Annotated in this window: 22 protein-coding genes; 7 read left to right on the top strand and 15 right to left on the bottom strand. The window is 57.5% G+C overall.

The window, feature by feature from the left end; translation table 11 throughout:
- Positions 1-41 precede the first annotated feature (41 nt).
- A complete protein-coding gene (locus tag EO133_RS11135) occupies positions 42-1,220 on the bottom strand; it encodes an acetyl-CoA C-acetyltransferase (protein WP_127072715.1) in 1,179 nt (392 codons plus the stop codon).
- Between the two features lie 83 nt (positions 1,221-1,303).
- Between EO133_RS11135 and EO133_RS11130 the strand changes: the two genes are divergently transcribed.
- Both EO133_RS11130 and EO133_RS11125 read left to right on the top strand, forming a co-directional pair.
- Positions 1,304-1,879 (top strand): LuxR C-terminal-related transcriptional regulator, encoded by a 576-nt coding sequence (locus EO133_RS11130; protein WP_127072714.1) that lies wholly within the window; start codon positions 1,304-1,306, stop codon positions 1,877-1,879.
- Positions 1,880-2,048: 169 nt separating this feature from the next.
- Positions 2,049-2,399, top strand: a complete 351-nt coding sequence (locus EO133_RS11125; protein ID WP_127072713.1) for a RidA family protein — start codon at positions 2,049-2,051, stop codon at positions 2,397-2,399.
- Here the strand turns inward: EO133_RS11125 and EO133_RS11120 are convergent.
- From EO133_RS11120 to EO133_RS11100, 5 genes are all read right to left on the bottom strand, one after another.
- Entirely contained in the window at positions 2,396-3,229 is an 834-nt protein-coding gene (locus EO133_RS11120; protein ID WP_127072712.1) for a beta-keto acid cleavage family enzyme, read from the bottom strand. The genes EO133_RS11125 and EO133_RS11120 overlap by 4 nt on opposite strands.
- Entirely contained in the window at positions 3,226-4,560 is a 1,335-nt protein-coding gene (locus EO133_RS11115; RefSeq protein WP_127072711.1) for an aspartate aminotransferase family protein, read from the bottom strand. The genes EO133_RS11120 and EO133_RS11115 overlap by 4 nt, the downstream gene beginning before the upstream one ends.
- A 71-nt stretch (positions 4,561-4,631) precedes the next feature.
- The gene (locus EO133_RS11110) at positions 4,632-5,060 is read right to left on the bottom strand and encodes a universal stress protein (RefSeq protein ID WP_127072710.1); all 429 of its coding nucleotides are present in this window, start codon (positions 5,058-5,060) and stop codon (positions 4,632-4,634) included.
- Positions 5,061-5,070: 10 nt separating this feature from the next.
- Entirely contained in the window at positions 5,071-7,911 is a 2,841-nt protein-coding gene (locus tag EO133_RS11105; protein WP_127072709.1) for a TRAP transporter permease, read from the bottom strand.
- Between the two features lie 252 nt (positions 7,912-8,163).
- Entirely contained in the window at positions 8,164-9,153 is a 990-nt protein-coding gene (locus EO133_RS11100) for a TAXI family TRAP transporter solute-binding subunit (RefSeq protein ID WP_127072708.1), read from the bottom strand.
- Between the two features lie 53 nt (positions 9,154-9,206).
- On the opposite strand from EO133_RS11100, the gene EO133_RS11095 reads away from it, so the two are divergent.
- Entirely contained in the window at positions 9,207-9,413 is a 207-nt protein-coding gene (locus EO133_RS11095) for a hypothetical protein (RefSeq protein ID WP_127072707.1), read from the top strand.
- Positions 9,414-9,565: 152 nt separating this feature from the next.
- On the opposite strand, the gene acs is transcribed toward EO133_RS11095, so the two are convergent.
- The 6 genes from acs to EO133_RS11065 all read right to left on the bottom strand — a co-directional run bounded on the left by acs (position 9,566) and on the right by EO133_RS11065 (position 16,662).
- Complete coding sequence (acs, locus tag EO133_RS11090) at positions 9,566-11,494, bottom strand: acetate--CoA ligase (protein WP_127072706.1); 1,929 nt, start codon at positions 11,492-11,494, stop codon at positions 9,566-9,568.
- Positions 11,495-11,506: 12 nt separating this feature from the next.
- On the bottom strand, positions 11,507-12,265 hold the full coding sequence (locus EO133_RS11085; protein WP_188681868.1) for an ABC transporter ATP-binding protein: 759 nt from the start codon (positions 12,263-12,265) through the stop codon (positions 11,507-11,509).
- A complete protein-coding gene (locus tag EO133_RS11080; RefSeq protein ID WP_127072705.1) occupies positions 12,265-13,032 on the bottom strand; it encodes an ABC transporter ATP-binding protein in 768 nt (255 codons plus the stop codon). The genes EO133_RS11085 and EO133_RS11080 overlap by 1 nt, the downstream gene beginning before the upstream one ends.
- A gap of 12 nt (positions 13,033-13,044) precedes the next feature.
- Entirely contained in the window at positions 13,045-14,190 is a 1,146-nt protein-coding gene (locus tag EO133_RS11075) for a branched-chain amino acid ABC transporter permease (RefSeq protein ID WP_127072704.1), read from the bottom strand.
- Positions 14,191-15,222, bottom strand: coding sequence for a branched-chain amino acid ABC transporter permease (locus tag EO133_RS11070; protein ID WP_127072703.1), 1,032 nt, complete (start codon positions 15,220-15,222; stop codon positions 14,191-14,193).
- Between the two features lie 78 nt (positions 15,223-15,300).
- The gene (locus EO133_RS11065) at positions 15,301-16,662 is read right to left on the bottom strand and encodes a substrate-binding protein (RefSeq protein WP_127072702.1); all 1,362 of its coding nucleotides are present in this window, start codon (positions 16,660-16,662) and stop codon (positions 15,301-15,303) included.
- A 178-nt stretch (positions 16,663-16,840) separates the two neighbouring features.
- On the opposite strand from EO133_RS11065, the gene EO133_RS11060 reads away from it, so the two are divergent.
- From EO133_RS11060 to EO133_RS11045, 4 genes are all read left to right on the top strand, one after another.
- A complete protein-coding gene (locus EO133_RS11060) occupies positions 16,841-18,403 on the top strand; it encodes a helix-turn-helix domain-containing protein (RefSeq protein WP_127072701.1) in 1,563 nt (520 codons plus the stop codon).
- A gap of 143 nt (positions 18,404-18,546) precedes the next feature.
- Positions 18,547-18,936, top strand: a complete 390-nt coding sequence (locus tag EO133_RS11055; protein WP_127072700.1) for a response regulator transcription factor — start codon at positions 18,547-18,549, stop codon at positions 18,934-18,936.
- Between the two features lie 6 nt (positions 18,937-18,942).
- Positions 18,943-19,179 carry a hypothetical protein gene (locus EO133_RS11050; protein WP_127072699.1) on the top strand — a complete coding sequence of 79 codons (237 nt, stop codon included), beginning with the start codon at positions 18,943-18,945 and terminating at the stop codon, positions 19,177-19,179.
- Positions 19,176-21,875 carry a sensor histidine kinase gene (locus EO133_RS11045; RefSeq protein ID WP_127072698.1) on the top strand — a complete coding sequence of 900 codons (2,700 nt, stop codon included), beginning with the start codon at positions 19,176-19,178 and terminating at the stop codon, positions 21,873-21,875. The genes EO133_RS11050 and EO133_RS11045 overlap by 4 nt, the downstream gene beginning before the upstream one ends.
- Before the next feature lie 13 nt (positions 21,876-21,888).
- On the opposite strand, the gene EO133_RS11040 is transcribed toward EO133_RS11045, so the two are convergent.
- The 3 genes from EO133_RS11040 to EO133_RS11030 form a co-directional block, all read right to left on the bottom strand.
- Positions 21,889-22,986 carry a M24 family metallopeptidase gene (locus EO133_RS11040; RefSeq protein WP_127072697.1) on the bottom strand — a complete coding sequence of 366 codons (1,098 nt, stop codon included), beginning with the start codon at positions 22,984-22,986 and terminating at the stop codon, positions 21,889-21,891.
- Between the two features lie 73 nt (positions 22,987-23,059).
- Entirely contained in the window at positions 23,060-24,649 is a 1,590-nt protein-coding gene (locus EO133_RS11035) for an ABC transporter substrate-binding protein (RefSeq protein ID WP_127072696.1), read from the bottom strand.
- Entirely contained in the window at positions 24,646-25,344 is a 699-nt protein-coding gene (locus EO133_RS11030; protein ID WP_127072695.1) for a helix-turn-helix domain-containing protein, read from the bottom strand. The genes EO133_RS11035 and EO133_RS11030 overlap by 4 nt, the downstream gene beginning before the upstream one ends.
- Between the last annotated feature and the right edge of the window lie 136 nt (positions 25,345-25,480).

The following is a 25,480-nucleotide window of genomic DNA, read 5'->3' as shown; positions in this document are numbered from 1 at the left end:
GCTTTCGATTCAAGTCTTTGCAGCCAGCCTTGAACCGAAAACTATCGTTCCACGCACATGGCAATCCCCATGCCGCCACCAATGCAAAGCGTTGCAACGCCCTTGTGGACATCCCGTCGCGCCATTTCATGCAGCAGAGTGACCAGAACTCTTGCCCCCGAAGCGCCGATAGGGTGCCCCAACGCAATGGCACCACCATTGACATTGACCTTTTCGGGGTCGATCCCCAGTTGATCGACGACAGCCAGAGTCTGCGCGGCGAAAGCCTCATTGGCCTCCCACAGATCGACTTCCGCAGCCGCCCATCCGGCCTTTTCCAAAGCCTTTTGCGAGGCGGGGATAGGCCCGAGCCCCATGACTTGCGGATCAAGCCCGGCTGTCGCCCAGGAGACGATCCGCGCCAAGGGCTTTGCACCTTCTCTCCCAGCAAGATCCGCCGACATAAGAACAAGCGCTGCGGCCCCATCGTTGATACCGGTGGAATTGCCGGCAGTCACCGTGCCGTCCTCCTCAAAGGCAGGAAGCAGCCTCGCCATGCTTTCGATGCCGGTATCGTGCCGGATAAACTCATCCCGCTCGACGATCACATCGCCCTTGCGGCTTGCCACTGTCACCGGCGCAATCTCGCCGACAAACCGGCCTTCCCTTTGCGCGACCGACGCGCGCTGTTGCGAACGCAATGCGAGATCATCCTGATCGCTGCGACGCAGCCCGCATTGGCGCACGATGTTTTCCGCAGTAACGCCCATGGGATAGCCGTAAAAGGCATCAGAAAGTCCGTCCCGCATGACGGTATCGACAAAACTGACATCACCCAGCTTCTTGCCGGTCCGCAGCCGTGCCACATGCGGCGCAAGGCTCATCGACTCCTGCCCACCCGCGACGATTACTTGAGCGTCTCCGCACACGATTTGCTGGAAACCCAGCGCCACGGCCCGCAAGCCCGAACCGCAAACCTGATTGACGCCGAATGCCGTCGCCGCATCGGGCACTCCTGCCGCCCGCGCCGCCTGCCGGGCCGGGTTCATGCCCGCGCCGGCACCCAGCACCTGCCCCATGATCACTTCATCGACCTGCGCCGGCGCGATGCCAGCCTTCCCCAGTGCCGCACCAATTGCAGTCGCGCCAAGCTGGTGCGCCTCGACCGACGACAAGCTACCATTGAGAACACCGATCGCGGTGCGCTTCGCTCCCACAATCACGACATCGTTCTGCGCCATGCGCCATTCCTCCACGCGGTCCCGATTTTGTACTTGCAGTTTACCGCTTGCGTACCGGACATAATAAGACGTATTTATACGTCATGGCGTCACAAATACCTGTCCGGCATTTCGGACTCGAGCAACTGCCCGTTCCCATGGTCTATGCGACCCACCGGATCATCCGTGAGGTCAATTCCGCCTTTGCAAACCTGTTCGGCTACGACAAGGAAGAGCTTAAAAATCAGAGTTTCAACGTGCTTTACCCACAAGTCGAGGACTTCGTGATCGTCGGCGCTCTCTGGCGCATTAACTTCTCGGGCGGGCGCAGCTACACCGATGAGCGCATCATGCGCAAACGCGATGGCACCCGCTTCTGGTGCCACGTTCGCGGTCGCTCCATGATCGAAAGCGACCCGTTTTCCGAGGCTATATACTGCTTCGACCCGCTGCCACGCCCCCTAAAACCTGAGCGAAACGAACTCACACCGCGACAGAACCAGATCGTCACCCTCATCGCGCAGGGCAAAACAAACGCAGCCATCGCCACAGAGTTGGGTCTGTCGCCGCGCAGCGTCGAAACCCACCGCTACCGGCTGATCCGGCATCTGGGGCTTAAAAATACCGCCGAACTGATCGCCTGGTTTTCCACAAAAGGCGCGGCTGCCTCCGGCCAATAGCAGTTGATTTTATCGGCGCGGCGGCCCATGCAGAAGCTAGAGCCGTTCAGGATTTGATTGAATCAAAACCCGGCTCTAAGCCCTTGTTTTATCGCGTGTCCGAACCGCAAAACCGTTTCCACTTTTGCTGGACACGCTCTGACCATCCAGGCAAGAAAAGGACTGCCCAATGAGCATTGAACGCCTTCATATCGGCCCGCGCATGAGCCAGGCTGTAAAGCACGGCAACACCGTCTATCTCGCAGGCCAGGTGGCCAAGACGGCAACCGCTTCGGTGGAAGTGCAAACCCAGGAAGTGCTCGAAAAGATCGACGCCCTGCTGGCAGAAGCCGGATCGAGCAAATCCAAGCTGCTTTCCGTTCAGGTCCTGCTGTCCAACATTGCTGACTTTGCGGCAATGAATTCGGTTTATGACGCCTGGATTGACCCAGCCAATCCCGCTGGCCGCGCCTGCTATGAAGCCCGGCTCGCTGATCCCAACCTGCGCGTTGAAATCATTGCAGTCGCCGCGCTGGACTAAGCAGCGCCCAGAATGTGCAACGCTTGCTCCCGGTTCGACCGGGAGCAGCCCAGCAACTGCGCGATCTGCGCAATTTCACCGACCCCTTCCGCATTATCGGCACGTAAGCCGCCATCGGGGCGCCAGAGCGAATTTTCAAACCCGACACGCGCATGGCCGCCAAAGGCAATTGCTGTCGCAAGGCTCGGCAATTCACCCCTACCAAACGCACAGACCATGAAGCTGTTCAAAGCCAAACCGGCCTGTTTCCGCTTGGCTTCCATAAAGGCAACAAGATCGGCGGGCGTGCTTTCCTGATCGGCACTGTAACGGCCAAGCACAAAGAGCGCTGACGACGGTCCATCGGGAATGATGCCGCGTCGTTGCAAATCGGCAAGCCAGGCGATTTCTTCGGGCGCATAGAGTATGTGCTGCACGGCAATATCCTCGCGCGTGCAAAAGCCATAAAATTCAGCCGCCGACGGCTCGACCGCCGGATCGGGTATCATTTCGCGCAGAGCGACCGATACCGCCTGCGGCCCTACAGCACGTACCACCGATTGCTGCTCGGCGGGACTGTAGCGCCCGACCGCTTCTGTCGTGATCTGAACGACCAGTTCCGGCCCGGCCTCACGCGCAATAGCTTCGATAAGCTCGTGATAGAGAGCGGCATCGAGCACATGGCGCCCCTCGCTATCGCGCACATGCACGTGAATGGCCGAGGCACCGGCCTCGAAACATTGCGCCGCGCAGCGCGCCGTCTCCGATATCGTCATCGGCAGGGCCGGATGATCGGCCTTGGTGCGCCTTGCACCATTGGGCGCCGCCATGATCAATACCGGTTCGCTCATTGCGCCAGCGCCGTCGCGAGACTCTTTTCAAGCTTGGAGACAATCTCCTCGACATGGGTTTCATCGATGATGAAAGGCGGTGCCAGAAGCAAGTGATCGCCATGCTCCCCATCGACCGTTCCGCTCATGGGATAGCACATAAGCCCGTTGACCATACCCGCCGCCTTGAGCTTGGCCGCCAGCTTTTTTTCCGGCGCAAAGGCCGACTTGCTTGCGCAGTCTGCGACAAACTCCATGCCGATAAACAGCCCACGCCCGCGAATGTCGCCGACATTGGGATGCTGACCGAAGGTATGCTGCAAGCGATCCATCAGCAGCGCGCCCATCTTGCGCACATTGGCGAGCATTCCGGGCGAAGAGATCTTGTCGAGCACGGCAAGAGCGCCTGCCGTGGCGACCGAATGGCCCAGATAGGTATGCCCATGCTGGAAAAAGCCGGTTCCCGCTTCAATGGCATCGTAAATCTTGCCCGATACCATGAGCGCACCGATGGGTTGATAACCAGCGCCCAGCCCCTTGGCGATGGCAATCATGTCAGGCACGACATCGTCCTGCTCACAGGCAAAAAGCGTTCCTGTGCGCCCCATGCCGCACATGACTTCGTCAAGAACCAGCAAAATTCCATACCGGTCACACATATTCTTGATCTTCTTGAAATAGCCAGCAACTGGCGGCACCGCGCCCATGGTGGCGCCCACCACCGGTTCGGCCAGAAAGGCGGCCACGGTTTCGGGCCCAAGCTCAAGGATCTTCACTTCAAGTTCGGCTGCAAGCCGGTCGCCATAGGCCTCATCGGATTCGCCTTCATGCTTGTCGCGCCAGGCACGGCAGGGCGACACATGATGCATAGCTTCGACCATGAAAGGCGAGAATTGCTCACGCCGCCAGCGATTGCCGCCTGCCGAAAGCGCACCGATTGTGTTGCCATGATAGCTTTGCCAGCGGGCAATCACATGCTTGCGTTCGGGTTCGCCAATCTCAAGAAAATACTGCCGCGCCAGCTTGATCGCAGCTTCCATGGCTTCCGAGCCACCGGAAACGAAATAGATCCGCTCGATACCCTCTGGGGCCAGCGAAACCAGCTTTTCGGCCAGTGCTTCTGTGGGGCCACTGGTAAAAAACGCGGTATGGGCATAGGCCATTTCCCCGACCTGCTTCTGGATCGCGGCCACTACATCCGGATCGGAATGGCCAAGACACGAGACAGCCGCGCCGCCACACGCATCAAGATAGCGTTTGCCCTCTGCATCGATCAGATAGCAGCCATCCCCACCCACCGCGATGGGCAGATCAGCCTTGGTATGGCGGGGAAAAACATAACGCGACTTCATCGCGAGAACTCCAGCAGAAACAGGCTGCCCAAGAGGTAGCTCTTTTGCGCAAAAAGAAAAGCGGGAAAAACTCAGGTGCGCACCACCAGCACCGAGCATCGCGCATGTCGCACCACGCGCGCAGCGTTGGGGCCGAGCAGATATTCCTCCAGATCCGGTCGTCCAGAAGACATGACGATCAGATCGCACTCGGTTTCACGCGCGTAGTGCAGAATGATCTTGTAGATCACCCCGTGATCGACAATATGCCGATGCCGGATTTCCGGCGGAATGACCCTGGCGGTAAAGGCATGCAGGTCTTCGTTGGCCTTCGCCACGGCCGTCTTCTCATGGTCGGCCGGAAAAAAACCGCCGACAATCGACATCCCGAAATCGGGCACGACGGTAAGCACATGCAGACGTGCACCGAACGCCTTGGCATATTCTACAACGGTTTGCACGGCCTTGGTCTCTTCGTCGAGATGCGCCAGATCCACCGTCACAAGGATATTCTTATACATCCCGGCCTCCCTATGCTTTTGTTGCGCTCATCTTTTTCGGCTCAGTCGCGCGCCGCCGCCGTTGCATATAATAAACGCCACCGAGCAGAATCAGCGCTGGGATATAAGCAATCTCGTCAGCCATGCGATCCTGATTGGGCACAAGCACACGATTGATGTTCATGCCGAAATCCACGCCCATGCGCTCCGCTTCACTGCCGAAGGCCACGTTCATGATCTGGGCCTGATCGTCCGTGACCATGACTTCTAGCCCGGCATTGCGCAATCGATCGGCCCCAGGCGCCTGCGGCCCTAGATTGAGCATGACAATGCGCGTGATTTCATCGCCCATCATGGTGAAACCGGAAACCTCAAGCCGGAGGAAGGCATTGTCCGGTTTGGACTCCACGACCTCCATCAATTCCGCAACGGGTCGTTCGTCATATCGGGGGTCAATCATGTCGATCCAGAAATCGGGCCGGAACATTGTGAATGCTACAAACAGCAGGATTGCCGATTCATAGATTTTGCTGCGTGTAATGAAATAGCTATGTGTCCCTGCCGCAAAGGCAAGCATGCCGATAAAGCCCGAGACGACCACGCTCACCAGCGTTATCCAACTGTCTATGCCGATCAACAGCAACTGCGTGTTGAAGATGAAAATGAACGGCAAAATGATGGTTCGGATGTCGTAGGTGATCGAGGTCAGCCCCGTCTTGATCGGGTCGCCCCGAGATACCGCCGCAGCCGCATAGGCCGCTAGACCAACAGGCGGTGTCGCGTCGGCCATCAGGCCGAAATAGAAAACAAACAAATGCACCGCGATCAGCGGCACAACCAGCCCCTGCTGTGTGCCCAGTTCGACAATGACGGGGGCCATCAGCGTGGCAACGATAATGTAATTGGCCGTGGTTGGCAGTCCCAGGCCCAGAACGATGCAGAAAAATGCCGTGAGCATCAGCATAAGCAGAAGATTGCCGCCTGAAATGAACTGAACCAGTTCAACCAGAACCGCACCAATGCCGGTCTGGGCGACGGTGCCCACGATGATACCTGCCGATGCCGTGGCAACGCCAATGCCAACCATATTGCGGGCACCGGCGGCCAGGCCTTCAACGAGTTCTGAAAAGCCCTGGCGTGTTGCTGCAGCAATCTCGCCGCTCCTGCGCATCAGCGCAATGATCGGGCGCTGCGTCACGAGAATGAACATCATGAACGCAACCGCGTAAAAGGCCGAAAGGCCTGGCGACAGGCGTTCCACGATAAGCGCCCAGAGCAGCACGATGATCGGCAGCAGGAAGTGCAAACCGCTGCGCACGGTCGGTCCGGTTTCCGGCAATTCGAGAACCGGATCGTTGGGATCGTCAAGCTCAAGCACAGGCGCGCGCGCGGACAGCCACAGCAGTCCCAGATAGGCGGCAAATACGGCAACAAGGATGATCAGGCTTGCCGTTTGACCAAACACATCTCGCGTCCAGCCCACGCCATAATAGACCACGGCAGCGAGAACAATCAGGCTGCACAACGTGATACCGAAGCTAAACAGGCTCCAGAACCAGGGCGTAATCTTGCGCTTGGGAAGCCCCTCAAGGCCCTGCTTCAGCGCTTCTAGGTGAACAAGATAGATAAGGCCTGCATAGGCAAGCAAAGCTGGTAGAAGCGCGTGCCGGATAACTTCGACATAGGTGATACCGACATATTCGACCATCAAAAAGGCCGCAGCACCCATGACCGGCGGCGTAATCTGACCATTGGTCGACCCTGCAACTTCGATCGCACCGGCCTTTTCCGAGGAGAAGCCGACCCGTTTCATCAGGGGGATGGTGAAAGTGCCGGTTGTTACGACGTTAGCGATCGAAGAGCCGGAAATGATGCCGGTCATGGCCGAAGCGACCACCGATGCCTTTGCCGGCCCGCCACGCAAATGGCCCAGAAGCGCAAAAGCGACCTTGATGAAATAATTGCCCGCCCCGGCCTTATCCAGCAATGCGCCAAAGAGCACGAACAAAAAGACAAAACTCGTCGACACCCCGAGCGCGATGCCGAAAACGCCTTCGGCAGTGAGCCATTGCTGGCTCATGGCGCGTTGAAACGAGGCGCCGCGATGCGAGATCATATCGGGCATATACGGCCCAGCAAATGTATAGAACAGGAAGATGGCCGCTATGCAAAGCAGGGCCGGTCCAAGCGCCCGGCGGGTCGCTTCAAGCAGCAAGACCATGCCGGCGCCAGCCACAACCAGATCGAACAGCGTCGGCGCACCCGGACGCCGCGCCAGATCATAATAGAAGATATAGAGATAGGCGGCGCAAAAGGCGGCGGCGGCGGCAAGCACCCAATCTACTCGCGGGACCGTATCGAGCGGCGTCGGCTTCCAGGCTGAATAGGCCGCAAGCAGCGCAATCGCCGTCATAGCTGTAAAGGCCATCCACTGAGCGTTTCCACCCATGGCCAATACAACAGCGTAATATGCAAATCCCAGAGCCGCGATAACGTAGATCGCCGCAAATATTGGCAGACTTGCGGTGCGCCTTATGGCGCCGGGAAACGCAGTAAATGCCAAAAACAGGGCAAAAGCGAGATGTATGGCGCGCGCTTGCGTGCTGTTGAACACAACGCTTGCCCGCGACTCCCCACCGAAAATGCCAAAGAAGCCGCGCAGAAGCGGATCGATAACCGGCGCGACCATGAAGGGAAGCGGGGAGGCGATCCAAAGCTGGAACAGGGACCAGGCAATTGCAACGCCAAACAATAGCTTGGCTGAAAATCCGCCCGGATTGCGAGCGCCTGTATCGGCTACGGCAACCAGATCCTGGGGATTTTCCCCCTCAATGCCATTGGCTGGCACTTGTGCACCCTTAGCATCGGACATCAGTCGCCCCTCTCGCAAATGACCCTTTCGTAAAACGACGGGGCAGCGAGCCGTCCCATCTATGCTTTAGCCCGAACCCTGCTGCGTCTTGCTTTAGAGCCGTTCAGGATTTGATTTAATCAGATCCCTGGCTCCAAGTCCTTGTTTTGTCGCGTGCCCGAACCGCAAAACCGTTTGGGCTTTTGCTGGACACGCTCCAGGTGGCAGCTTTATCGGAAATGGCAGGCGCGATCGCGCCTGCCATCATTGTTATCAGAGAAGCCCTGCTTCCTCGAAGTAGCGCTGTGCGCCTTCATGGAGCGGAGCGGAAAGGCCGGACGAAACCATTTCTTCACGGTCAAGCACCCCGAATGCCGGGTGCAGGGCCTTGAACTCGTCAAAGTTCTCGAACACGGCCTTCACAACTTCATAGACCACATCCGCTGGCGTATCGGTGGACGATACAACGGTTGCACCGACACCGAAGGTCTGGACGTCTTCTTCGTTGTTATACATGCCGGCCGGAATCGTAGCATGGAAGTAATAGGAGTTTTCTTCCACCAGACGATCGATAATATCGCCGGTCACATTGACCAGAACTGCGCCACAGGTCGCCACCGGCTCGGAAATCGAACCAGATGGATGCCCGACTGTGAAAACGAACGCATCATACTGATTGTCGCAAAGTGCCTGAGCCTGCTCCCGCGAAGGCAATTCGGCAGCGAGCGCGAAATCATCCATGGTCCAGCCGTACTCTTCCATGAGCAGTTCCATGGTGTTGCGCTGACCCGAACCGGGATTACCGACATTCACGCGCTTGCCAACAAGATCTTCAAGACTCTCGATGCCAGCATCGGGACGGGCAACGACCGTGAACGGCTCGGGATGCAGCGAGAAAAGTGCGCGCAGGTCTTCGTAAGGACCTGTGCCATCGAACTGTTCGATGCCATTGAGCGAATTGTACTGCACGTCGGACTGTACAACGCCGATATTGAGTTCGCCCTCGCGGATCGAGTTGAGGTTGAACACCGAGCCGCCTGTCGATTCAGCCGAACAACGGATGCCATGCTCGGCGCGGCCTCGGTTAACATTGAGACAGATCGCACCGCCGGCCGGGTAATACACCCCGGTCACGCCGCCGGTGCCGATGGTAACAAATTGCTGCTGGGCAAAAGTCGGCGCAGCGGAGAAGGCCAGCATCGCCCCCGCGGCTGCGAGAACGGCGGCTGTCTTGCTGCCATAAACTTTAGCATTTGCAGTCATGATGGTCTCCCTTTTGATTAAATGACAATTTTGCAAGTCTTGGGATAAGGCCCATGATTTCAGAAGGCCATGCCAACAATCAAGCCCTAAAGGGCAAAAAATACCGTAATCACACACAGATACCGGAAACCGGGTACTATTTGCGGGGACTTTACGGACAAAATATCGCTGATAGTGGACTGCTGATGCCCGCAGATTGGGATAAAACCGGCGCTCTGCTGCAACCCCTGCGGGAAAACCTTGCACGATCAGCACACTAACACGTTACCGCTCTTGGCACACGCGGAGCCGGACCTGTTGTCCAGCATCATGCGGATCAAAGGAGAAAAGTGAAAGCAGGCGGCACCTTGATTTGATGCCGCCCGATAAAACTTCTTACAAATACTTCCGAAAACTTGTCTGTAGCGTGGTCTCAGCGATATTTGCGGTTTTCGATCAGGTGATCGACGATGCCCGGATCGGCCAGCGTCGATGTATCGCCGAGACTTCCGAAATCGTTCTCGGCAATCTTGCGCAGGATGCGCCGCATGATCTTGCCCGACCGTGTCTTGGGCAGGCCGGGCGCCAGTTGAATAAGATCGGGAGTTGCGATCGGCCCGATTTCCTTGCGCACCCAGTTGCGCAACTGAGCCTCTAGATCGTCGTCCTGCGCAGCATCGGACATCAGAGTGACATAGCAATAAATGCCCTGCCCCTTGACCGGGTGCGGATAGCCCACCACCGCGGCTTCCGAAACGCTGGGATGGGCAACAAGCGCGCTTTCGATTTCAGCCGTACCCAACCGGTGGCCGGAAACGTTGAGCACGTCATCGACGCGCCCCGTAATCCAATAGTAGCCGTCCTCGTCGCGGCGCACGCCATCGCCGGTGAAATAATAGCCCTTATAGGTGGAAAAATAGGTTTCGACGAACCGCTGGTGGTCACCCCAGATTGTACGCGCCTGTCCGGGCCAGCTATCGGCGATGGCGAGCACGCCCTGAGCCTGTGTTTGTGCGATAACCTCGCCATCGGGCGTGAGCACCTTTGGCTCCACACCGAAAAAGGGCTTGGTCGCCGAACCCGGTTTGGTCTCGATGACGCCCGGCAGGGGCATTATCATCGACCCGCCGGTTTCCGTTTGCCACCATGTATCGACAATCTCGCAACGGCTCTGGCCCACATGCTTATGGTACCAAAGCCAGGCTTCAGGATTGATCGGCTCGCCCACCGTTCCGATCAGACGCAGGGACGACAGGTTCGCCGCTTCTACATACTGGTTGCCTGCCCCCATCAAGGCGCGGATGGCGGTGGGCGCCGTGTAAAAGATATTGACATTATGGCGCTCGACCACCTGCCAGAAACGCGAGGCATCGGGCCAAGAGGGTATGCCCTCAAACATCAGCGTTGTAACGCCATTGGCGAGTGGCCCGTAAACGATATAGGTGTGCCCCGTAACCCACCCCACATCCGCCGAACACCAATAGACTTCATCGGAGCGCGGATCGAAAATCATTTCATGGGTCAGTGATGCCCATACCAGATAGCCGCCGGTCGTATGCAGCACGCCCTTGGGCTTCCCTGTCGAACCTGACGTATAAAGAATAAAGAGCGGGTCTTCCGCATTCATCGGCTCGGGTTCGCAGAACGGCTCGACCGCCGCGGCAGCCTCATGCCACCAGACGTCACGCTCGCTCTTCATGGCAATTTTCTTGCCGGTATTTTCGACGACCAGCACGTTTTGAACGCCCGGACAATCCTCGAGCGCGGCATCGACATTGGCCTTGAGCGGCACCGTCTTGCCTCCACGCCTGCCTTCATCCGCCGTAATGACCACGGCGCTGTCGCAGTCATTGATGCGACCGGCAAGTGCATCGGGCGAAAACCCGCCAAAGACAACCGAATGCACCGCGCCAATGCGCGCGCAAGCCAGCATGGCATAAGCTGCAGCCGGGATCATGGGCAGATAGATCGTGACCCGATGGCCTTTCCTGACGCCCAATTGCTTCAGCACATTGGCAAAGCGGCATACTTCATCATGCAATTGCCTGTAGGTAATATTGAGCGCCCGGTCTTTTGGATCGTCAGGCTCCCAGATCAGCGCGATCTTGTCGCCACGATCGGCAAGATGCCTATCGATACAGTTGGCCGAGAGATTGAGTTCGCCATCCTCGAACCATTTGATCGAAATATCGGGCCAGGCAAAGCTGGTATTTTTCACCTTGGTATAGGGCTTGATCCAATCGAGCCTTCTGCCTTGTTCCGCCCAGAAGGCTTCCGGGTCGGCAAGCGATGCTGCATAAAGCGTTTCAAACTTTTCCGGCGTCAGTCTGGAATGCCGGGTAATCGGGGCCTGGCTGTTCATGAGCTGGTCCTCCTAGATTGCAAGGTATTCCTGGCGCAATTCTTCATTGTCGAGCACGTCCTTGGCGGTCCCCGCGAAGGCGACTTCGCCGGTATCCAGAATCACAGCCTTGTCCGCGAGTTTGAGAGCCGCCACCGCATTCTGCTCGACGATCACCGTCGTAATGCCCAGCGCCTTGATTTCATGGAGAATGCGTTCGATTTCCTGCACGATCACCGGCGCAAGACCTTCATACGGTTCATCGAGCAACAAGAGCTTGATGTCTCTTGCCAAAGCCCGCGCGATGGCCAGCATTTGCTGCTCGCCACCTGAAAGCGTCGTGCCCTCCTGCTTGCGGCGCTCGGCAAGACGCGGGAAATGACCATAAATGCGGTCAAGATCCCACCCGGCGCCTGGTGCCACCTGCGCGAGCGCCAGGTTTTCCTCGACTGTCAGCCCCTGGATAATGCGTCTATCTTCCGGCACAAGCTGAATACCAGCCCGCGCGGCCTCGAACGATTTCATGGCATGGACGGGCTGGCCGTCGAGCCAGATTTCGCCCTTTTGCAGCGCCGGATCGTCCAGACGGGCAATGGCCCTGAGCGTTGAGGTTTTGCCCGCCCCGTTGCGACCAAGCAAAGCGAGAATTTCGCCATGCGCAACATCCAGGCTAACGCCCTGAACGATATAGCTCTCGCCATAATAGGCATGAACATCGGATACCGAGAAAAAGGCTGCCTGATTGTCGTTGTTGACGGTTTGCGCCGTCATTTGCGTCGAGATCGCATTCATTAGTGCGCTCCTCCAAGATAGGCTTCCTGCACCTTCGGATTCCCCCGAACCTCATTGGGCAGGCCTTCAGCGATGATCTTGCCGCCCGCCAAAACCGAAATCTTGTCCGCAAGCGAAAAGACAACATGCATGTCGTGTTCGATGATCACCTTGGTCATGCCGCGGCTCTTGATCTTTTTCAAAAGCTCAATCGTGGTGTTGGTGTCGTGACGGCTCATGCCGGCAGTGGGTTCGTCAAGCAGCAGCAGCCGCGGCTTCTGGATAAGGCACATCGCCAGCTCCAGCCGTCGCTTGTCGCCGCGCGACAATGCCCCTGCATGACTTTCCCGGCGCTCGACAAGCCCCACATCGTCCAAAATGGCTTCCGCTTCGGCGCGTATGTCATTCTCATTGTCGACAAGACCGAACATGTTGATCTTGAAAGCGCCGTCGCGACGGGCGAAAGCTGGCGTCATAACGTTCTGGAGCACCGAAAGATCGGAAAATATCTCCGGGGTCTGAAAAACGCGGGCCACGCCAAGCTGGTTGATCTCATGGGGTTTCTTGCCGGTAAGAACGGTGCCGTCGAACACAACGGCTCCGCTTGATGGCGGGAGGCGCCCGATAATGACATTGAGGAGGGTGGACTTACCGGCCCCGTTGGGGCCGATAATCGCGTGTGTCTTGCCTTCCTCGACCTGCAGGTCGATATCCGAAAGGGCATGAAGGCCGCCGAAATGCTTATGCACATCGGCTACATGGAGAACGACATTCTCTGGGGTCTGCATAGCAATCGCCTCCTATTCCGCTGCGGTGGGTTTAAGTTCGGAACGTGACCGTGTGCGTCCGGAAATCCGCTCAAGCAGAGCACCGATCCGGCGCGCGCCCTCCATGATGCCTCCGGGCAGGAAGATCACGATCAGCATGAAGACGAGCCCCAGCGTCAGGTGCCAGCCTTCGCCGACAAACTTGCTGGAGATGTAAACGACCGTGGACTGCATGCCTTCAGGCAAGAACGACCAGAAGTTGTAGAGAATGTTGTTGTTAAACGACGAGAAGATATTCTCGAAATATTTGATGACCCATGCCCCAATCACCGGGCCGACAAGCGTGCCGACACCACCGAGGATGGTCATGAGCACAACTTCACCCGAAGCTGTCCAGCGCATGCGCTCGGCCCCGGCCAACGGATCGGTAACAACCAGAAGGGCCCCGGCAAGCCCGGCCAACATGCCGGAGATAACAAAGGCGGTAAGCGTATAGGGGCGTGTATTGAAGCCGGTATAGTTCATCCGGTTCTGGTTGGATTTGATGCCCTTGAGCATCATCCCGAACGGCGAATTGGTGATCCGCATCGCCAGGAAGAACGTGGCAATCAGAAACACTGCCGAAAAGAAAAAGCCGTTCCAACCAGACAATGTGGCGCCGAACAGACTCGGCACTGGCGTACCGGCCGGCACCTCGAAAAACATCCGGTCCAGGACGCGCGGATCGCTCAGGGCCATCCGAAGGCCGGTCTCGCCGTTGGTAATCGGCGTCAGCACCGAATACGCCAGATTGTAGCTCATCTGGGCAAATGCGAGGGTAAGGATCGAAAAATAGATACCCGAACGCCGCAGCGAAACGAACCCGATCACCAAGGCAAAGATGCCTGCGACAATCACCGCGAAGATCAGTGCCGGTATTGCATTGGTCGATAGCAGTTTGAACGACCACATGGCGGCATAGGACCCGACCCCGAAAAAGGCAGCATGGCCAAAGCTGAGATAGCCGGTGAGGCCGAACAGGATGTTGAACCCGATGGCAAAGATGCCAAAGATCATAAACCGCTGCAAAAGGTCGGGATAGGCTGCGCCAAAGGGCGCAGCCAGGAATGGCAGGGCCAGAACGATGGCCGTAAAGCTGATGAAGAGTGTCAGATCCTTACGTGAGATGAACTTTGTCATTTATGCCTCCATCACGCCACGGCGGCCCAGAAGACCACGCGGACGGACCAAGAGGATCACCACCGCAACAAGGTAGATGATGATCTGATCGATGCCGGGAAAAATTGCTTTGACCTGCGTCATCGAGGCAAAGGACTGCAGAATGCCCAGCATGAAGCCAGCGGCTACCGCACCGGGCAATGAGCCCATGCCCCCGACCACCACGACGACGAACGACAGCACAAGGAAGTCCATGCCGATATGATAATTGGGCGGCAGGAGCGGGGTGTACATGACGCCAGCCATACCGGCGACCACAGCCGCAATACCGAACATGATGGTAAACCGCCGGTCGATATCGATGCCCAGGACCCCAACCGTTTCACGGTCGGCCATACCGGCCCTGACGACCATGCCGAAAGTCGTAAATTGCAGGAAGCAGAACACCGCGCCGATCACCGCAGCAGAGAACAGGAAGTAAACCAGCCGCCACCATGGATAGGTAATGACGTTGGCCTGCATACCCAGCCATGAACCGATATCGGCAGCGCCACGCAGGTTCTCCGGCATCGGTTGGGGTATGGGATTGGGACCGAAACCGGCCTTGATCAGTTCTTGCAACACGATTGCAAGCCCGAAGGTGACGAGTATCTGCTCGGCATGCGGACGCTTGTAGAAATGCTTGATCAATCCGCGTTCCATTGAAATGCCGATAACCAGCATGATGGGAATGGCAAGCAGAAGCGAAATCGGCACCGAATAATTGACGAGCACGGCGCCAAATTCCCCGAACCAGGCCTGAACCAGCGGTTCACGGATTTCCAGCGGCTGCCCCCAGGGCGACAGCTTTTCAGGATCGATCGTGACTGTTTCAAGGGTCAGGATACGCCGGAACAGCACCGCGCAAAACGCGCCGAGCATGAACAGTGCGCCATGGGCGAAATTGACAACGCCCAACGTGCCGAAAACAAGCGTAAGCCCCAGCGCGATAAGCGCATAGGCGCTGCCTTTGTCCAGCCCGTTCAGAAATTGCAGAAAGATGACTTCAAACATTACCGGCCTCCCGGAGCGCCCTCAGCATGTCTATGTGCATCCGCCCTGCCGACAAGCCGGCAGGGCAGTGTTTCTATCTCAGGCGCACTGAGGAACAGGCTCTGCCGAGCCCAGCTCGCCGCCGAATATCGCCGGGTCGTAGCTGCTATCCTCGCGCGAGATTTCCTGCACCACTTCGAGCACGTCGAACTCGCTCGAGGGGTTATCATTGCCGCGCACAACAAGAACCGATTTCATGCACTGGTGATCCGATCCACGATAAAGGGTCGGACCGTTGCCCATGCCGTCGAACTCGAAATCTTCGAGCGCCTCGATGACCGCAGGCGGATAGAACGTCCCTGCCCGCTCGACGGCATCCGCATAAAGCAGTGCCTGAACATAGGCGGTATGTGCCGCCTGGGACGGCGGGGAGCCATAGGCCGCGCCAAACGAGCGGGTAAAGGCTTGCGAGCCTTCATCCTGAAGGTTCCAGTGCCAATTGGACGTGCCGAAAATACCCTGGATGCTGTCGCCAGCACCCTTAGCCATAAGTTCAGAAAAGAGCGGCACCACGATCTCGAAATTCTTCCCGTTTGCCTGCCGGTCACGCATCCCGAACTGGACGGCCTGGGTCAGAGAGTTGACCATATCGTTGCCGTAGTGGTTCAAAATCAGAACGTCGGCACCTGAGTTCAGAACTGGTGTCAGAAACTGCGAGAAGTCACCCGCACCAAGCGGGGTCAGCACCGTTTCGGCGGTTTCCCAGCCCAGTGCTTCGGTCGCGTCGCGGATCGATTCCTCCTGGGTCCATCCCCAAGTATAGTCTGCCGTAAGGTGATAGGCCCGGCGGTCGGTTCCATAAGCCTGCGCAAGAACCGGCGCGATGCCGATACCGGACTGATAGGCATTGAAGAAGTGGCGGAACCCGTAACGGCGCTTGTCCTTGCCGGTCGTATCGTTGGAATGGGTCAGGCCCGCCATGAAAATGACGCCCAGTTCCTGACACAAGCTCTGCACCGCAATGGCTTCGCCCGATGAGGAACCGCCCGAGATCATGATTGCACCGTCGCGCTCGATCATGCGCGTCGCACCGGCACGGGCAACATCCGAAAGCGTCTGGCTATCGGAGGTCACAAATTCGACCTTCTTGCCCAAAATGCCATTGCCTGTCAGCGCCGATGGCTGGAACACGTTGAGCAGTCCACCATCGCCCTCACCATTGATGTGCTCAATGGCCAGCTGATAGGCCTTTTGCTGGTCGGCGCCTTCTTCGGCATAAGTGCCGCTCAACGGCAGATTGAGCCCGAACACGACCTTGCCGGTCACATCCGGGTTGTTGCAGAAATCCTGGGCCCATGCCCCTTTGGAAATGATCATTGGCGATACGCCGGTTGCCAGAATACCAGCCATGCCTGTGCGCAGCACCCGGCGACGGCTCACGCCGCGTTTCAATATGCTCATTATTCTCCTCCTTTAGCGCGGAGGCCCGATTCTCAGCCGGATCGCTCAACCGCGGCCCACACTATCGGAAATCATTAACAAGCATTCAATACACCATTGTAATAAATAAGAAATTCTGTAAATTGTTGCACTAAATTCAGTTTTCAGCAGTAAATACGTTGACAGAGTAGGCGAAAAATTGCGCGCACCAATAGGGTTACGCATCAACACCCGCCGCAAGGCTCTCGGCATTTCGCAGGCAGCGCTTGCTCGCGCCGCTGGAATTTCACCGAGCTATCTCAACCTGATCGAAGCCAACAAGCGGCAAGTGGGCGGCACGCTACTCCACAGAATCGCAGCGGAACTTGAGATCGACATTGCCGATCTCACCGGCGAGGCCGAACACAGGCTGATCCATGAGCTTGTCGAGGCCTTTGCCGATCCAGTGCTCAGCGCAGCACGCCTGCGTATGGACGATGCACGCACGCTGGTGGCCACCCGTCCCGACATGGCAGCGAACATGGCGCGGCTCTACCGCGCCTATTCCAATGCCAACCAGAACGCAGAGACCTATGCAGACAGATTGCGCTCCGATCCGCTTTTGAGCCAATTGCTCCATCAGGTGCTCTCAGGCATCACAGCGATCCGCTCAAGCGCGGAAATTCTTCAGGATATTGCCGACCTCAGCGCAGAAGAGCGCCAGCGCTTTCTCGGCTCGATCACACGCGAGACGCGGGGTCTGACCGGCGTTGCCCAAACACTGATCGGACAGTTCGACCAGGCCAGCGCGGCAGGACGCACCGTCTCGGCCCGCCGCGAGGTCGATGACATGATCTTTGCCGCCGACAATTACTTTCCAGACCTCGAAATCTCAGCGGATCGATTGCGTTCGCAGATCGACGCCTATGGTCCATTCAATGAAACAACGCTCACCGATCTGCTCGCCAAAGAGCACGCAATCTCAATCGAACGCTCGAGCCAACGGGGCGGCGCGCGCGCCTTCGGCTATGACACCGCGGAAAAAACCCTCTGGTTCCGCAATACTGTTCCGCTATCGACGCGGCAATTTCAAATCGTGCGGCTATTGGCACAACTGACCGGACAGGATGTCGTCCGATCTGCAATCGAAACACCCATGCTGTCCAGCGAGCAAGCAAGGGATCAGGCCGCCAGCTACCTGCTGTCTTATATCGCAGGCGCTGCAATTCTGCCCTATGAGGCATTCCTGACCGATGCCGAAAGACTTCGCTACGATGTCGATGCGCTGTCCGAACGGTATAACGCCAGCTTTGAACAGATTGCCCATCGACTGGTTACGCTGCGCAATATCGGCCAGTCCGGAGTGCCCTTCGGCTTTCTGCGCGCCGAGCCGGCCGGTCGATTGTCCAAACACTTTCCCCTGCCCGGCCTGCTCTTGCCGCACACAGGCCACGCCTGCCCACTCTGGGCCATCTATACAGCGTTCAGAACGCAGGGCGCGGTCGTGCGCCAGATCGTGCGCTTTGCCGATGGGTCGCGCTATCTTTTCATTGCCAAGGCAGTCGCGCGACGTAGTTCAGGCTTCAACGACGCCCCCCTACCCCGCGCTATTCTGCTCGCCACCGACATTCTCAACGCCGACAGGACCGTCTATGCCGATGGCCTGAATCTCAGGGACACGGACGCGGACACTCTCGTCGGACCCACATGCCGACTTTGCTCGCGCATGGACTGCGCAAGCCGCCAAGAAGCGCCCTTCATGCCGAGCACGCAAGCTCGCTGAACCCGCATTCTACTGGCCAGCAATAGAGGCAGATCACCGCAGTTGATTTGGGCGCATTGCAATTCCGGGACTTGGCGAATGGCTTGCTTTACGTTTATGTGAAGGCAAGTTCTCTTGGAGGAGGGAGCGGGAGGGGGAAAGATTTGGCCATAGATATTCTAATCGCCGAAGACGAACCGAGCATCCTTGAAGCCCTTGATTTCGTTCTACAAAAAGCGGGCTGGACAATCGGATCGGTAATGGATGGGGAAGCCGTTCTTGACGCGGTGCGCCGGCTCAACCCGCGTGTGCTTGTGCTCGACGTCATGCTGCCCAAGCGCAACGGATTTGAAGTTTTAAAGCAAATTCGGGCTGATGCGCAGATCCGCAACTTGCCCGTGCTTGTCTTGACGGCCAAGGGGCAACAACAGGATCGCAAGATCGCGCTGGAGTTGGGCGCGGACGGCTTCATCACCAAACCATATGCCAATGCCGATGTCGTGGAAGCGGTGCGCGCATTGATCAATGGGCCGGTTCTCGGCAATGTTAGCTAAACCAAAATGACCCGGCGCAAGATTGTCGGAGCATCGTTGTTTTTCACCCTCTTCGGGGTCTTGGCATTGATGCCACCGTTGATCTGGTTGTTCCGCTTTGAAGGGCGGATCTTCGGCGTGCCAATCGAGACGGTTTATCTGTTTGCGATGTGGATTTTCCTCGTTGCGGGCGCCTGCTGGTTTGGCCGGATATTGCCTGCGGAAACGCCCCCCTCGGGGCGGCATCGGGAACCGCCGCAATGACTCTATCAGCCGACTTCGTCATTGCCACCGCGATTGCCTATGTCGGCCTGTTGTTCCTCATCGCCTTCCTTGGCGACCGGCACACGCGAAACCGCACCGGCGGCTTTTTGCGCTCGCCTTTTGTCTATACACTTTCGATCTCGGTCTATTGCACAAGCTGGACCTTTTACGGCGCGGTCGGCACGGCCGCGCGTAGCGGCCTTGAATTTCTGACCATTTATCTGGGGCCGACCATCGTTTTTGTCGGTTGGTGGTTCATCCTGCGCCGCCTCGTGCGCATCAGTCACGACCAGCGTATCACCTCGATTGCCGACCTTGTATCGTCCCGTTTTGGCAAATCCAGCAAGCTCGCGGTGCTGATCACGGTCCTCGCTGTGATCGCCATTGCGCCCTATATCGCTCTGCAACTCAAGGCGATCACCTCCTCGATCGAAGCAATTGCCGGCGCGTCCGAAGCTGGGCGCGGCAGCCTTGAAGGCTGGGACGAGGTGGGACTTGCCCTTGGCGTGGCCGCAGGCATGGCCCTTTTTACCATACTGTTCGGCACCCGGAATGTCGACGCCAAGGAGCAGCATCATGGCGTTGTCGCCGCCATTGCCTTTGAGGCCATCGTCAAGCTCGCAGCCCTGATCGCAGTCGGTGTATTCGTGATCTATCTCGGTGGTGGCCTCGAGCCGATTTTCGCCAATGCCGCGCGAGCGGGCCATCAGATCCACGCCACCGACACGTTCGGCGACCGCTGGATCGCAATGATGATCCTCGCGGCAGCGGCCATCATCTGCCTGCCACGCCAGTTTCAGGTCACAGTTGTCGAAAACTCCGACGAAAAGCACCTGCGTACGGCAAGCTGGGCCTTTCCCGCCTATATGCTGGCAATGAGCCTGTTTACCCTGCCCATCGCACTGTTCGGCCTCAGTTTCATGCCGCAAGGCTCGAATCCGGATATGTTCGTTTTGACCCTGCCGCTGGCCGTGGGTCAGGACGGTTTGGCACTATTTGCCTTTATCGGCGGATTTTCCTCTGCCACCTCCATGATCATTCTGGAATCGATTGCTCTTTCGATCATGGTTTCAAACCATATTGTCGTTCCGGTCATGCTGCGCCTCACATCGGGTGCGGGAATTGGCGATGGTCAAGGCGTGCGGCGCCTGATCCTCAACGCACGCCGTCTCTCCATCGTGCTGATCCTGTTTCTGGGCTTCGGCTACTTCTATTTCACCCGCTCGTCAGATGCGCTCGCCCCTATCGGGTTGATCTCGTTTACCGGTGTTGCCCAGTTCCTGCCCGCCATCATCGCGGGATTGTTCTGGCGCGATGCTTCGGCCAAGGCCGCTATCGCGGCAATTGCGGTTGGCTTTTTGATCTGGCTTTGGTCCAGTCTCCTGCCGTCCTTTGCTTCGTCCTCGCCGCTTGTCGCAACGATTATGGCCGAAGGGCCATTCGGCATCTGGTGGCTGCGGCCACAAGCACTTTTTGGCATGGAAGGGCTCGATCCGCTCGCTCATGCTGTGTTCTGGAGCCTGTTTCTCAATACCACCGTCCTGATCCTGGGTTCGTTGATGACCAGCCAATCGGCCCTTGAGCATGTTCAGGCGGCTCTCTTCCTCAATGCCTCCAACTCGGCACCCGCCGCCAGCCCGATCCGGGGCACGGCAACCGCAGACGATCTGTTTCTGGTCGCCCGTCGTGTATTGGGCCACGACCGCGCCGTTGCCCTGTTTTCCGAGGAGGCCAAGCAAGCCAGGATGCCCTGGACAAGCCTTGAACCAAGCCCCGCATTCATCCGAACGCTTGAGCGCGAAATGGCCGGCTCGATTGGTGCAGCGTCGGCCCATGTCATGCTCTCGAAAGTCGTCTCGGGCGATGCCGTCAGCCTCGAAGAAGTCATGCAGATGGCCGATGAAACCCAGCAAGCCATAGAATATTCCCAAGAGCTTGAACGAACTTCAGCGCAATTGCGCGCAACCGCCGACCAGCTTGAAATCGCAAACCGGCAATTGCGCAAAGTCGATTTGCAAAAGGACGAATTCTTGAGCCAGGTCAGCCACGAGGTCCGTACCCCCATGACGGCAATCCGAGCCTTTTCGGAAATCCTGCTTTCAGAGAAGGCGCTGACCGATGATGCACGCGAAAAATTCGTTGGCACAATCCACAAGGAAAGCCTGCGCCTCACATCGCTCCTTGACGAAATTCTCGACCTCTCCGCGCTCGAGCGCGGCGAACGGACATGGGAAAACATACCGACCGATCCTGAAGCCGCGCTCGATCAGGCGCTCCATGTTTGCGATGCGCTTGCCCGGCAGAACGGCACAGAAATCCGAACCAGCTCGCGGGTATCGGACATTTCCCTATCTGCAGAACCGGATCGGTTGAGCCAGGTGCTGATCAACCTGATCTCCAACGCCATCAAATATAACGATGCCAAAGAGCCGGTTGTTTCCATTTCATCGCGACTGGAAGACGATCATTACCTCATCGAAGTCGCGGACAATGGCACCGGCATTCCTGAAGAGGAACGGCCACGCATATTCGATAAGTTCTATCGCGGACGATTGGGCGAAACCGGCCCGTTTGCCGGCGCTGGCCTGGGGCTGCCGATCAGCCGGGAAATCATCGCACGCATGAACGGCCGGCTGGAATTGGCAGTCGGCGAGGAACAGGGGGCCCGTTTCCGGGTCATCCTGCCCCTTAACTGATCCGGCCGCGGATTTATCGCACGAACGCTGAACGCGGCAATTCGGAAAGCACTTCCGCTCCATCTGCACGCAGGATGACGATTTCCTCGAGCCTTATGCCGAAATGGTCGGGCAGATAGATACCCGGCTCTATGGAAAACACCATGCCTTCTTGGAGAACAACTTCAGACGTACCGGTAATATAAGGCGGCTCGTGAATATCGAGGCCAAGTCCATGCCCCGTACGATGCAGGAAACGATCGCCATAGCCAGCCTGGGCAATAACATCGCGAGCAGCTTTATCGACATCGCGGGCCGGAACGCCCGGTTTGGCCGCATCTAGTGCTGCGTTGACCGCAGCGTCGACAATGGCGTGAATTTCAGTGAACTTTTCCGGCGCAGCACCGACATGACCAACCCGCGTCATATCGCTGGGATATCCCATATAGCGGGCTCCTATGTCGATAAGCACGGCGTCGCCGGATTTGAGTTGCGTTTCGCCGGTGTGATGGTGCGGGAAAGCGCCATTGCCCGAAAAGCAGACACTGGTGAACATCGGCACGGCACCATTGGCCTTGTAAAAGGCACGTATGGCTTCGGCGATTTCGCGCTCCGTAATGCCCGGCCTAAGCGCATCGAACCCGGCCTGCATCGCCCTGTCGTTGAGCAAGGCACTGGCCTTGAGCGCATCATATTCGTCACCATCCTTGCGCGCGCGCAAGTAGGAAACGGTTTCATCGGTAAAGGTACGCCGCGCGCCCGGCAACGCATCCAGCAGCAGCAGCGCGAAGTCGGCCCGCATGGTTTCGTCGATGACAACGCTGACATCGCTGCGGTCAATTTCGCAGGCCGAAAGCAATTGATCGAGCGCCGCGTCCGGACCATCGGCGTCGGCCCAGGGGAACATAGGCAGATCGGTGTGCTGGCGCGAGCTATCGACATTGAGCGCAGGCATCAAAAAACCAGCAAACTTCTGGCTAACGAGCAAGAGAACCGGCCGCTCATCCCCATGCGGAGAAAGGTTTGCCAGCCAGAGCATATGACTCGAGGGCCCGATGGCGACAAGATCGGTGCCAGTGTCGCGCATCCGCTGGCGCAGATTGGTAAGGCGGGTTTCATAAGATGTCGGCATTGGGCTCCCCGAAATAACAAAGACAAAAAAGGAAGCCGCCACGCCGGGCGGCTTCCCTGTTGGACAGTGCAGATCAGTCTTTGGTCACAAGACGGTAATAAACAAAGTCCGAAGTTGCGCCATTGACATAGCCATTGACGTTCTCGGCCATGCCGACTTGGTAAGAGGCCTGGAACATGATGACGATGGGTGAGTTTTCCTGCACTTGGCGCTGCAAGTCCAGATACATCGCGTTGCGTGCATCCTGATCGGCTTCTGCCAGGGCCGCCATGGTCATTTCGTTCATTTCCTGGGGAACGGCCCAGGAATTGCGCCATGTGGTGGTTGCAGCAAAGGCATCGTCGCTATTGTCCGAATTGTAGGCAAACGCCTTTGCATTGGAGTGTGGATCCATGAAATCCGGGCCCCAATACAGCAGCATGGCCTGGTGGCTGCGCTCGCGATACTTCGTGATGACCTGCGCAGCCGTGCCGGGCAGAATGTCGAAATTGACACCGGCCTCAGCAAAGGTCGCTTGCAACGATTGCGCCATATCGGTGAACGGGGTCGAATTGATAACGTCGAGCGTTACCGTGATCGGAGTTTCGATACCCGCATCGTTGAGGATCTGCTCGGCCCGCTCAGGATCGTAGCTAAAGGGCGTATCGGTCAGCGCGCCGGGGAACCCTTCCGGCCAGAAAGCCTGATGGATTTCCATCTGCCCCTTGAGGAAGGTTTCGGTCATCCCTTCATAATCGACGAGATAACGTGAGGCTTCCCAGACCGCTTCGGGCTGGAGCACTTCGGTTTTCTGGTTAAACGAGAGGAAGTGGACCGCCGCCTGCGGGAAGGTTTCGACCTTGACCGCATCGCTGGACATCGAAGCGATCTGATCGGGCGTCAGGTTACGCGCAAGATCGATATCGCCGGTCTCAAGCAAAAGCTGCTGGGTCGCAGCTTCCGCCACGTGGCGGATGACAACGGCGTCGATAGCCGGACCGCCTTTGAAGTAATCTGGATTTGCCGCAAGCCGGATCAACTCAGCCGGGCTGTAAGCCACCAGACTGAACGGGCCGGACCCGGCAGAATTGCCATTGAGCCAGGCGTTACCCCAATCACCGTCGACCTCATTGGCCTGAACCACTTCCATATCGACAATCGATGCGGGGCGTGATGCGAGCACGTTGAGCACAAAGGCAGAAGAGAAGTCACCATCGTAGCGCACTGTGACGACATTGCCATCAGCCGTTACCATCTCAGTGATGTTTTCCGGTGTCCAGCCAAGCTGAGCCAGAATGAAGGCCGGCGTCAAATTAAGTTCGATGACGCGCTGGAACGAATAAACAACGTCTTCCGCCCGGACAGGGTTGCCCGAATGGAAGGTCGCGCCGTCGCGCATCGTGAACGTGATGGTCTTGGCTTCGTCATCGGCTTCCCATTCCGATGCCAGACCGGCAGCAAGTACGGTTGTATCCTCGGCGTCATACTGAACAAGCCGGTCGTAAACGTTGGTTACAAGTTCGCCCGAGGTGAATTCATAAGCCTGCGCGGGATCGATGGCGACGATATCGTCGATATTCTGGGCGACAACCAGCATGCCCGCTGGTGTTTGCGCAACAGCGGCACCCATGCCCATGGGCAGGGCAAGCGCCGTCGCGAGCATTGCGGCTCGTAAAAGCTTCATGATGTTTTCTCCTTTGAAGTTGTCTTGGATTTGGCAGAAGTCTTGGCCGGCTTGCCGCCGGGCTTGTTATGGGCGTCCGGCAATACCTTTGCGGCATCGAGCGAACGAAACAGTGTCAGCGTGCCACTCCAGAGCAGTCTGGCAGGCTTATCAGTATGATTGGACCAGGCATGGGGCTTGTTGCCGCGGAAATGAAGACTGTCGCCTTCACGCATCACCATTACTTCCCCATCAAGGGTTTGGGTGATTTCCCCTTCGAGAACAAACAGCAGTTCTTCGCCTTCATGGCTGACCGTTTCCGATACATAGCCGGGCGGAACGGTCATGACGAATGACGAGAGAACATTGCCGGGAAATTCAGCACTCAAGCGCTCATAGATCACCGAAGACCCATCGACAGAAAATGTCTTGCGTTCGTTTGATCGGGTCAGCGCATCCTTGGCGCTCGGCGCCGCTATGAAATAATCGACCCCGACGTCAAGTGTACGGGCAATCTGGACGAGCGTTGCCAACGAGGGTGTTGCGTGGTCGCGCTCAAGCTGGCTGAGATAACCAACCGAAAGCCCACTGGCCTGTCCTAGCGCCTTCAGCGTCATCTGCTGCTGCTTGCGGCGCGCTCGAATGAGCGCCCCAATCTTGGGACGCGGATCCGGATCGTTTTTCACCAAAGCTGGTCCCGCCACAGCCCCCTCCATCAAAATTTTTTTGATATAAGCAAACTTTTGCGTATAATCCAAGCGAAATATGACAAGGCATGACAGGCCGCGAGCATTCTGGCTTACGGCATATACGCTTGTTTTAACTGGGGGATTTTCACAGTGTCACTCGAAC

This window comes from Pelagibacterium lentulum, assembly GCF_003992625.1.
GTDB lineage: Bacteria > Pseudomonadota > Alphaproteobacteria > Rhizobiales > Devosiaceae > Pelagibacterium > Pelagibacterium lentulum.
The sequence above is the reverse complement of the archived record's forward strand: the minus strand, read 5'-3'. Positions and strand labels throughout refer to the sequence as shown.

Excerpts from the sequence above, each read along its gene's own strand:
- EO133_RS11135 (WP_127072715.1), bottom strand. The coding sequence starts at position 1,220 with ATGGCGCAGAACGATGTCGTGATTGTGGGAGCGAAGCGCACCGCGATC.
- EO133_RS11130 (WP_127072714.1), top strand. The coding sequence starts at position 1,304 with ATGGCGTCACAAATACCTGTCCGGCATTTCGGACTCGAGCAACTGCCC.
- EO133_RS11125 (WP_127072713.1), top strand. The coding sequence starts at position 2,049 with ATGAGCATTGAACGCCTTCATATCGGCCCGCGCATGAGCCAGGCTGTA.
- EO133_RS11120 (WP_127072712.1), bottom strand. The coding sequence starts at position 3,229 with ATGAGCGAACCGGTATTGATCATGGCGGCGCCCAATGGTGCAAGGCGC.
- EO133_RS11115 (WP_127072711.1), bottom strand. The coding sequence starts at position 4,560 with ATGAAGTCGCGTTATGTTTTTCCCCGCCATACCAAGGCTGATCTGCCC.
- EO133_RS11110 (WP_127072710.1), bottom strand. The coding sequence starts at position 5,060 with ATGTATAAGAATATCCTTGTGACGGTGGATCTGGCGCATCTCGACGAA.
- EO133_RS11105 (WP_127072709.1), bottom strand. The coding sequence starts at position 7,911 with ATGTCCGATGCTAAGGGTGCACAAGTGCCAGCCAATGGCATTGAGGGG.
- EO133_RS11100 (WP_127072708.1), bottom strand. The coding sequence starts at position 9,153 with ATGACTGCAAATGCTAAAGTTTATGGCAGCAAGACAGCCGCCGTTCTC.
- EO133_RS11095 (WP_127072707.1), top strand. The coding sequence starts at position 9,207 with ATGATTTCAGAAGGCCATGCCAACAATCAAGCCCTAAAGGGCAAAAAA.
- acs (WP_127072706.1), bottom strand. The coding sequence starts at position 11,494 with ATGAACAGCCAGGCCCCGATTACCCGGCATTCCAGACTGACGCCGGAA.
- EO133_RS11085 (WP_188681868.1), bottom strand. The coding sequence starts at position 12,265 with ATGAATGCGATCTCGACGCAAATGACGGCGCAAACCGTCAACAACGAC.
- EO133_RS11080 (WP_127072705.1), bottom strand. The coding sequence starts at position 13,032 with ATGCAGACCCCAGAGAATGTCGTTCTCCATGTAGCCGATGTGCATAAG.
- EO133_RS11075 (WP_127072704.1), bottom strand. The coding sequence starts at position 14,190 with ATGACAAAGTTCATCTCACGTAAGGATCTGACACTCTTCATCAGCTTT.
- EO133_RS11070 (WP_127072703.1), bottom strand. The coding sequence starts at position 15,222 with ATGTTTGAAGTCATCTTTCTGCAATTTCTGAACGGGCTGGACAAAGGC.
- EO133_RS11065 (WP_127072702.1), bottom strand. The coding sequence starts at position 16,662 with ATGAGCATATTGAAACGCGGCGTGAGCCGTCGCCGGGTGCTGCGCACA.
- EO133_RS11050 (WP_127072699.1), top strand. The coding sequence starts at position 18,943 with ATGACCCGGCGCAAGATTGTCGGAGCATCGTTGTTTTTCACCCTCTTC.
- EO133_RS11045 (WP_127072698.1), top strand. The coding sequence starts at position 19,176 with ATGACTCTATCAGCCGACTTCGTCATTGCCACCGCGATTGCCTATGTC.
- EO133_RS11040 (WP_127072697.1), bottom strand. The coding sequence starts at position 22,986 with ATGCCGACATCTTATGAAACCCGCCTTACCAATCTGCGCCAGCGGATG.
- EO133_RS11035 (WP_127072696.1), bottom strand. The coding sequence starts at position 24,649 with ATGAAGCTTTTACGAGCCGCAATGCTCGCGACGGCGCTTGCCCTGCCC.
- EO133_RS11030 (WP_127072695.1), bottom strand. The coding sequence starts at position 25,344 with ATGGAGGGGGCTGTGGCGGGACCAGCTTTGGTGAAAAACGATCCGGAT.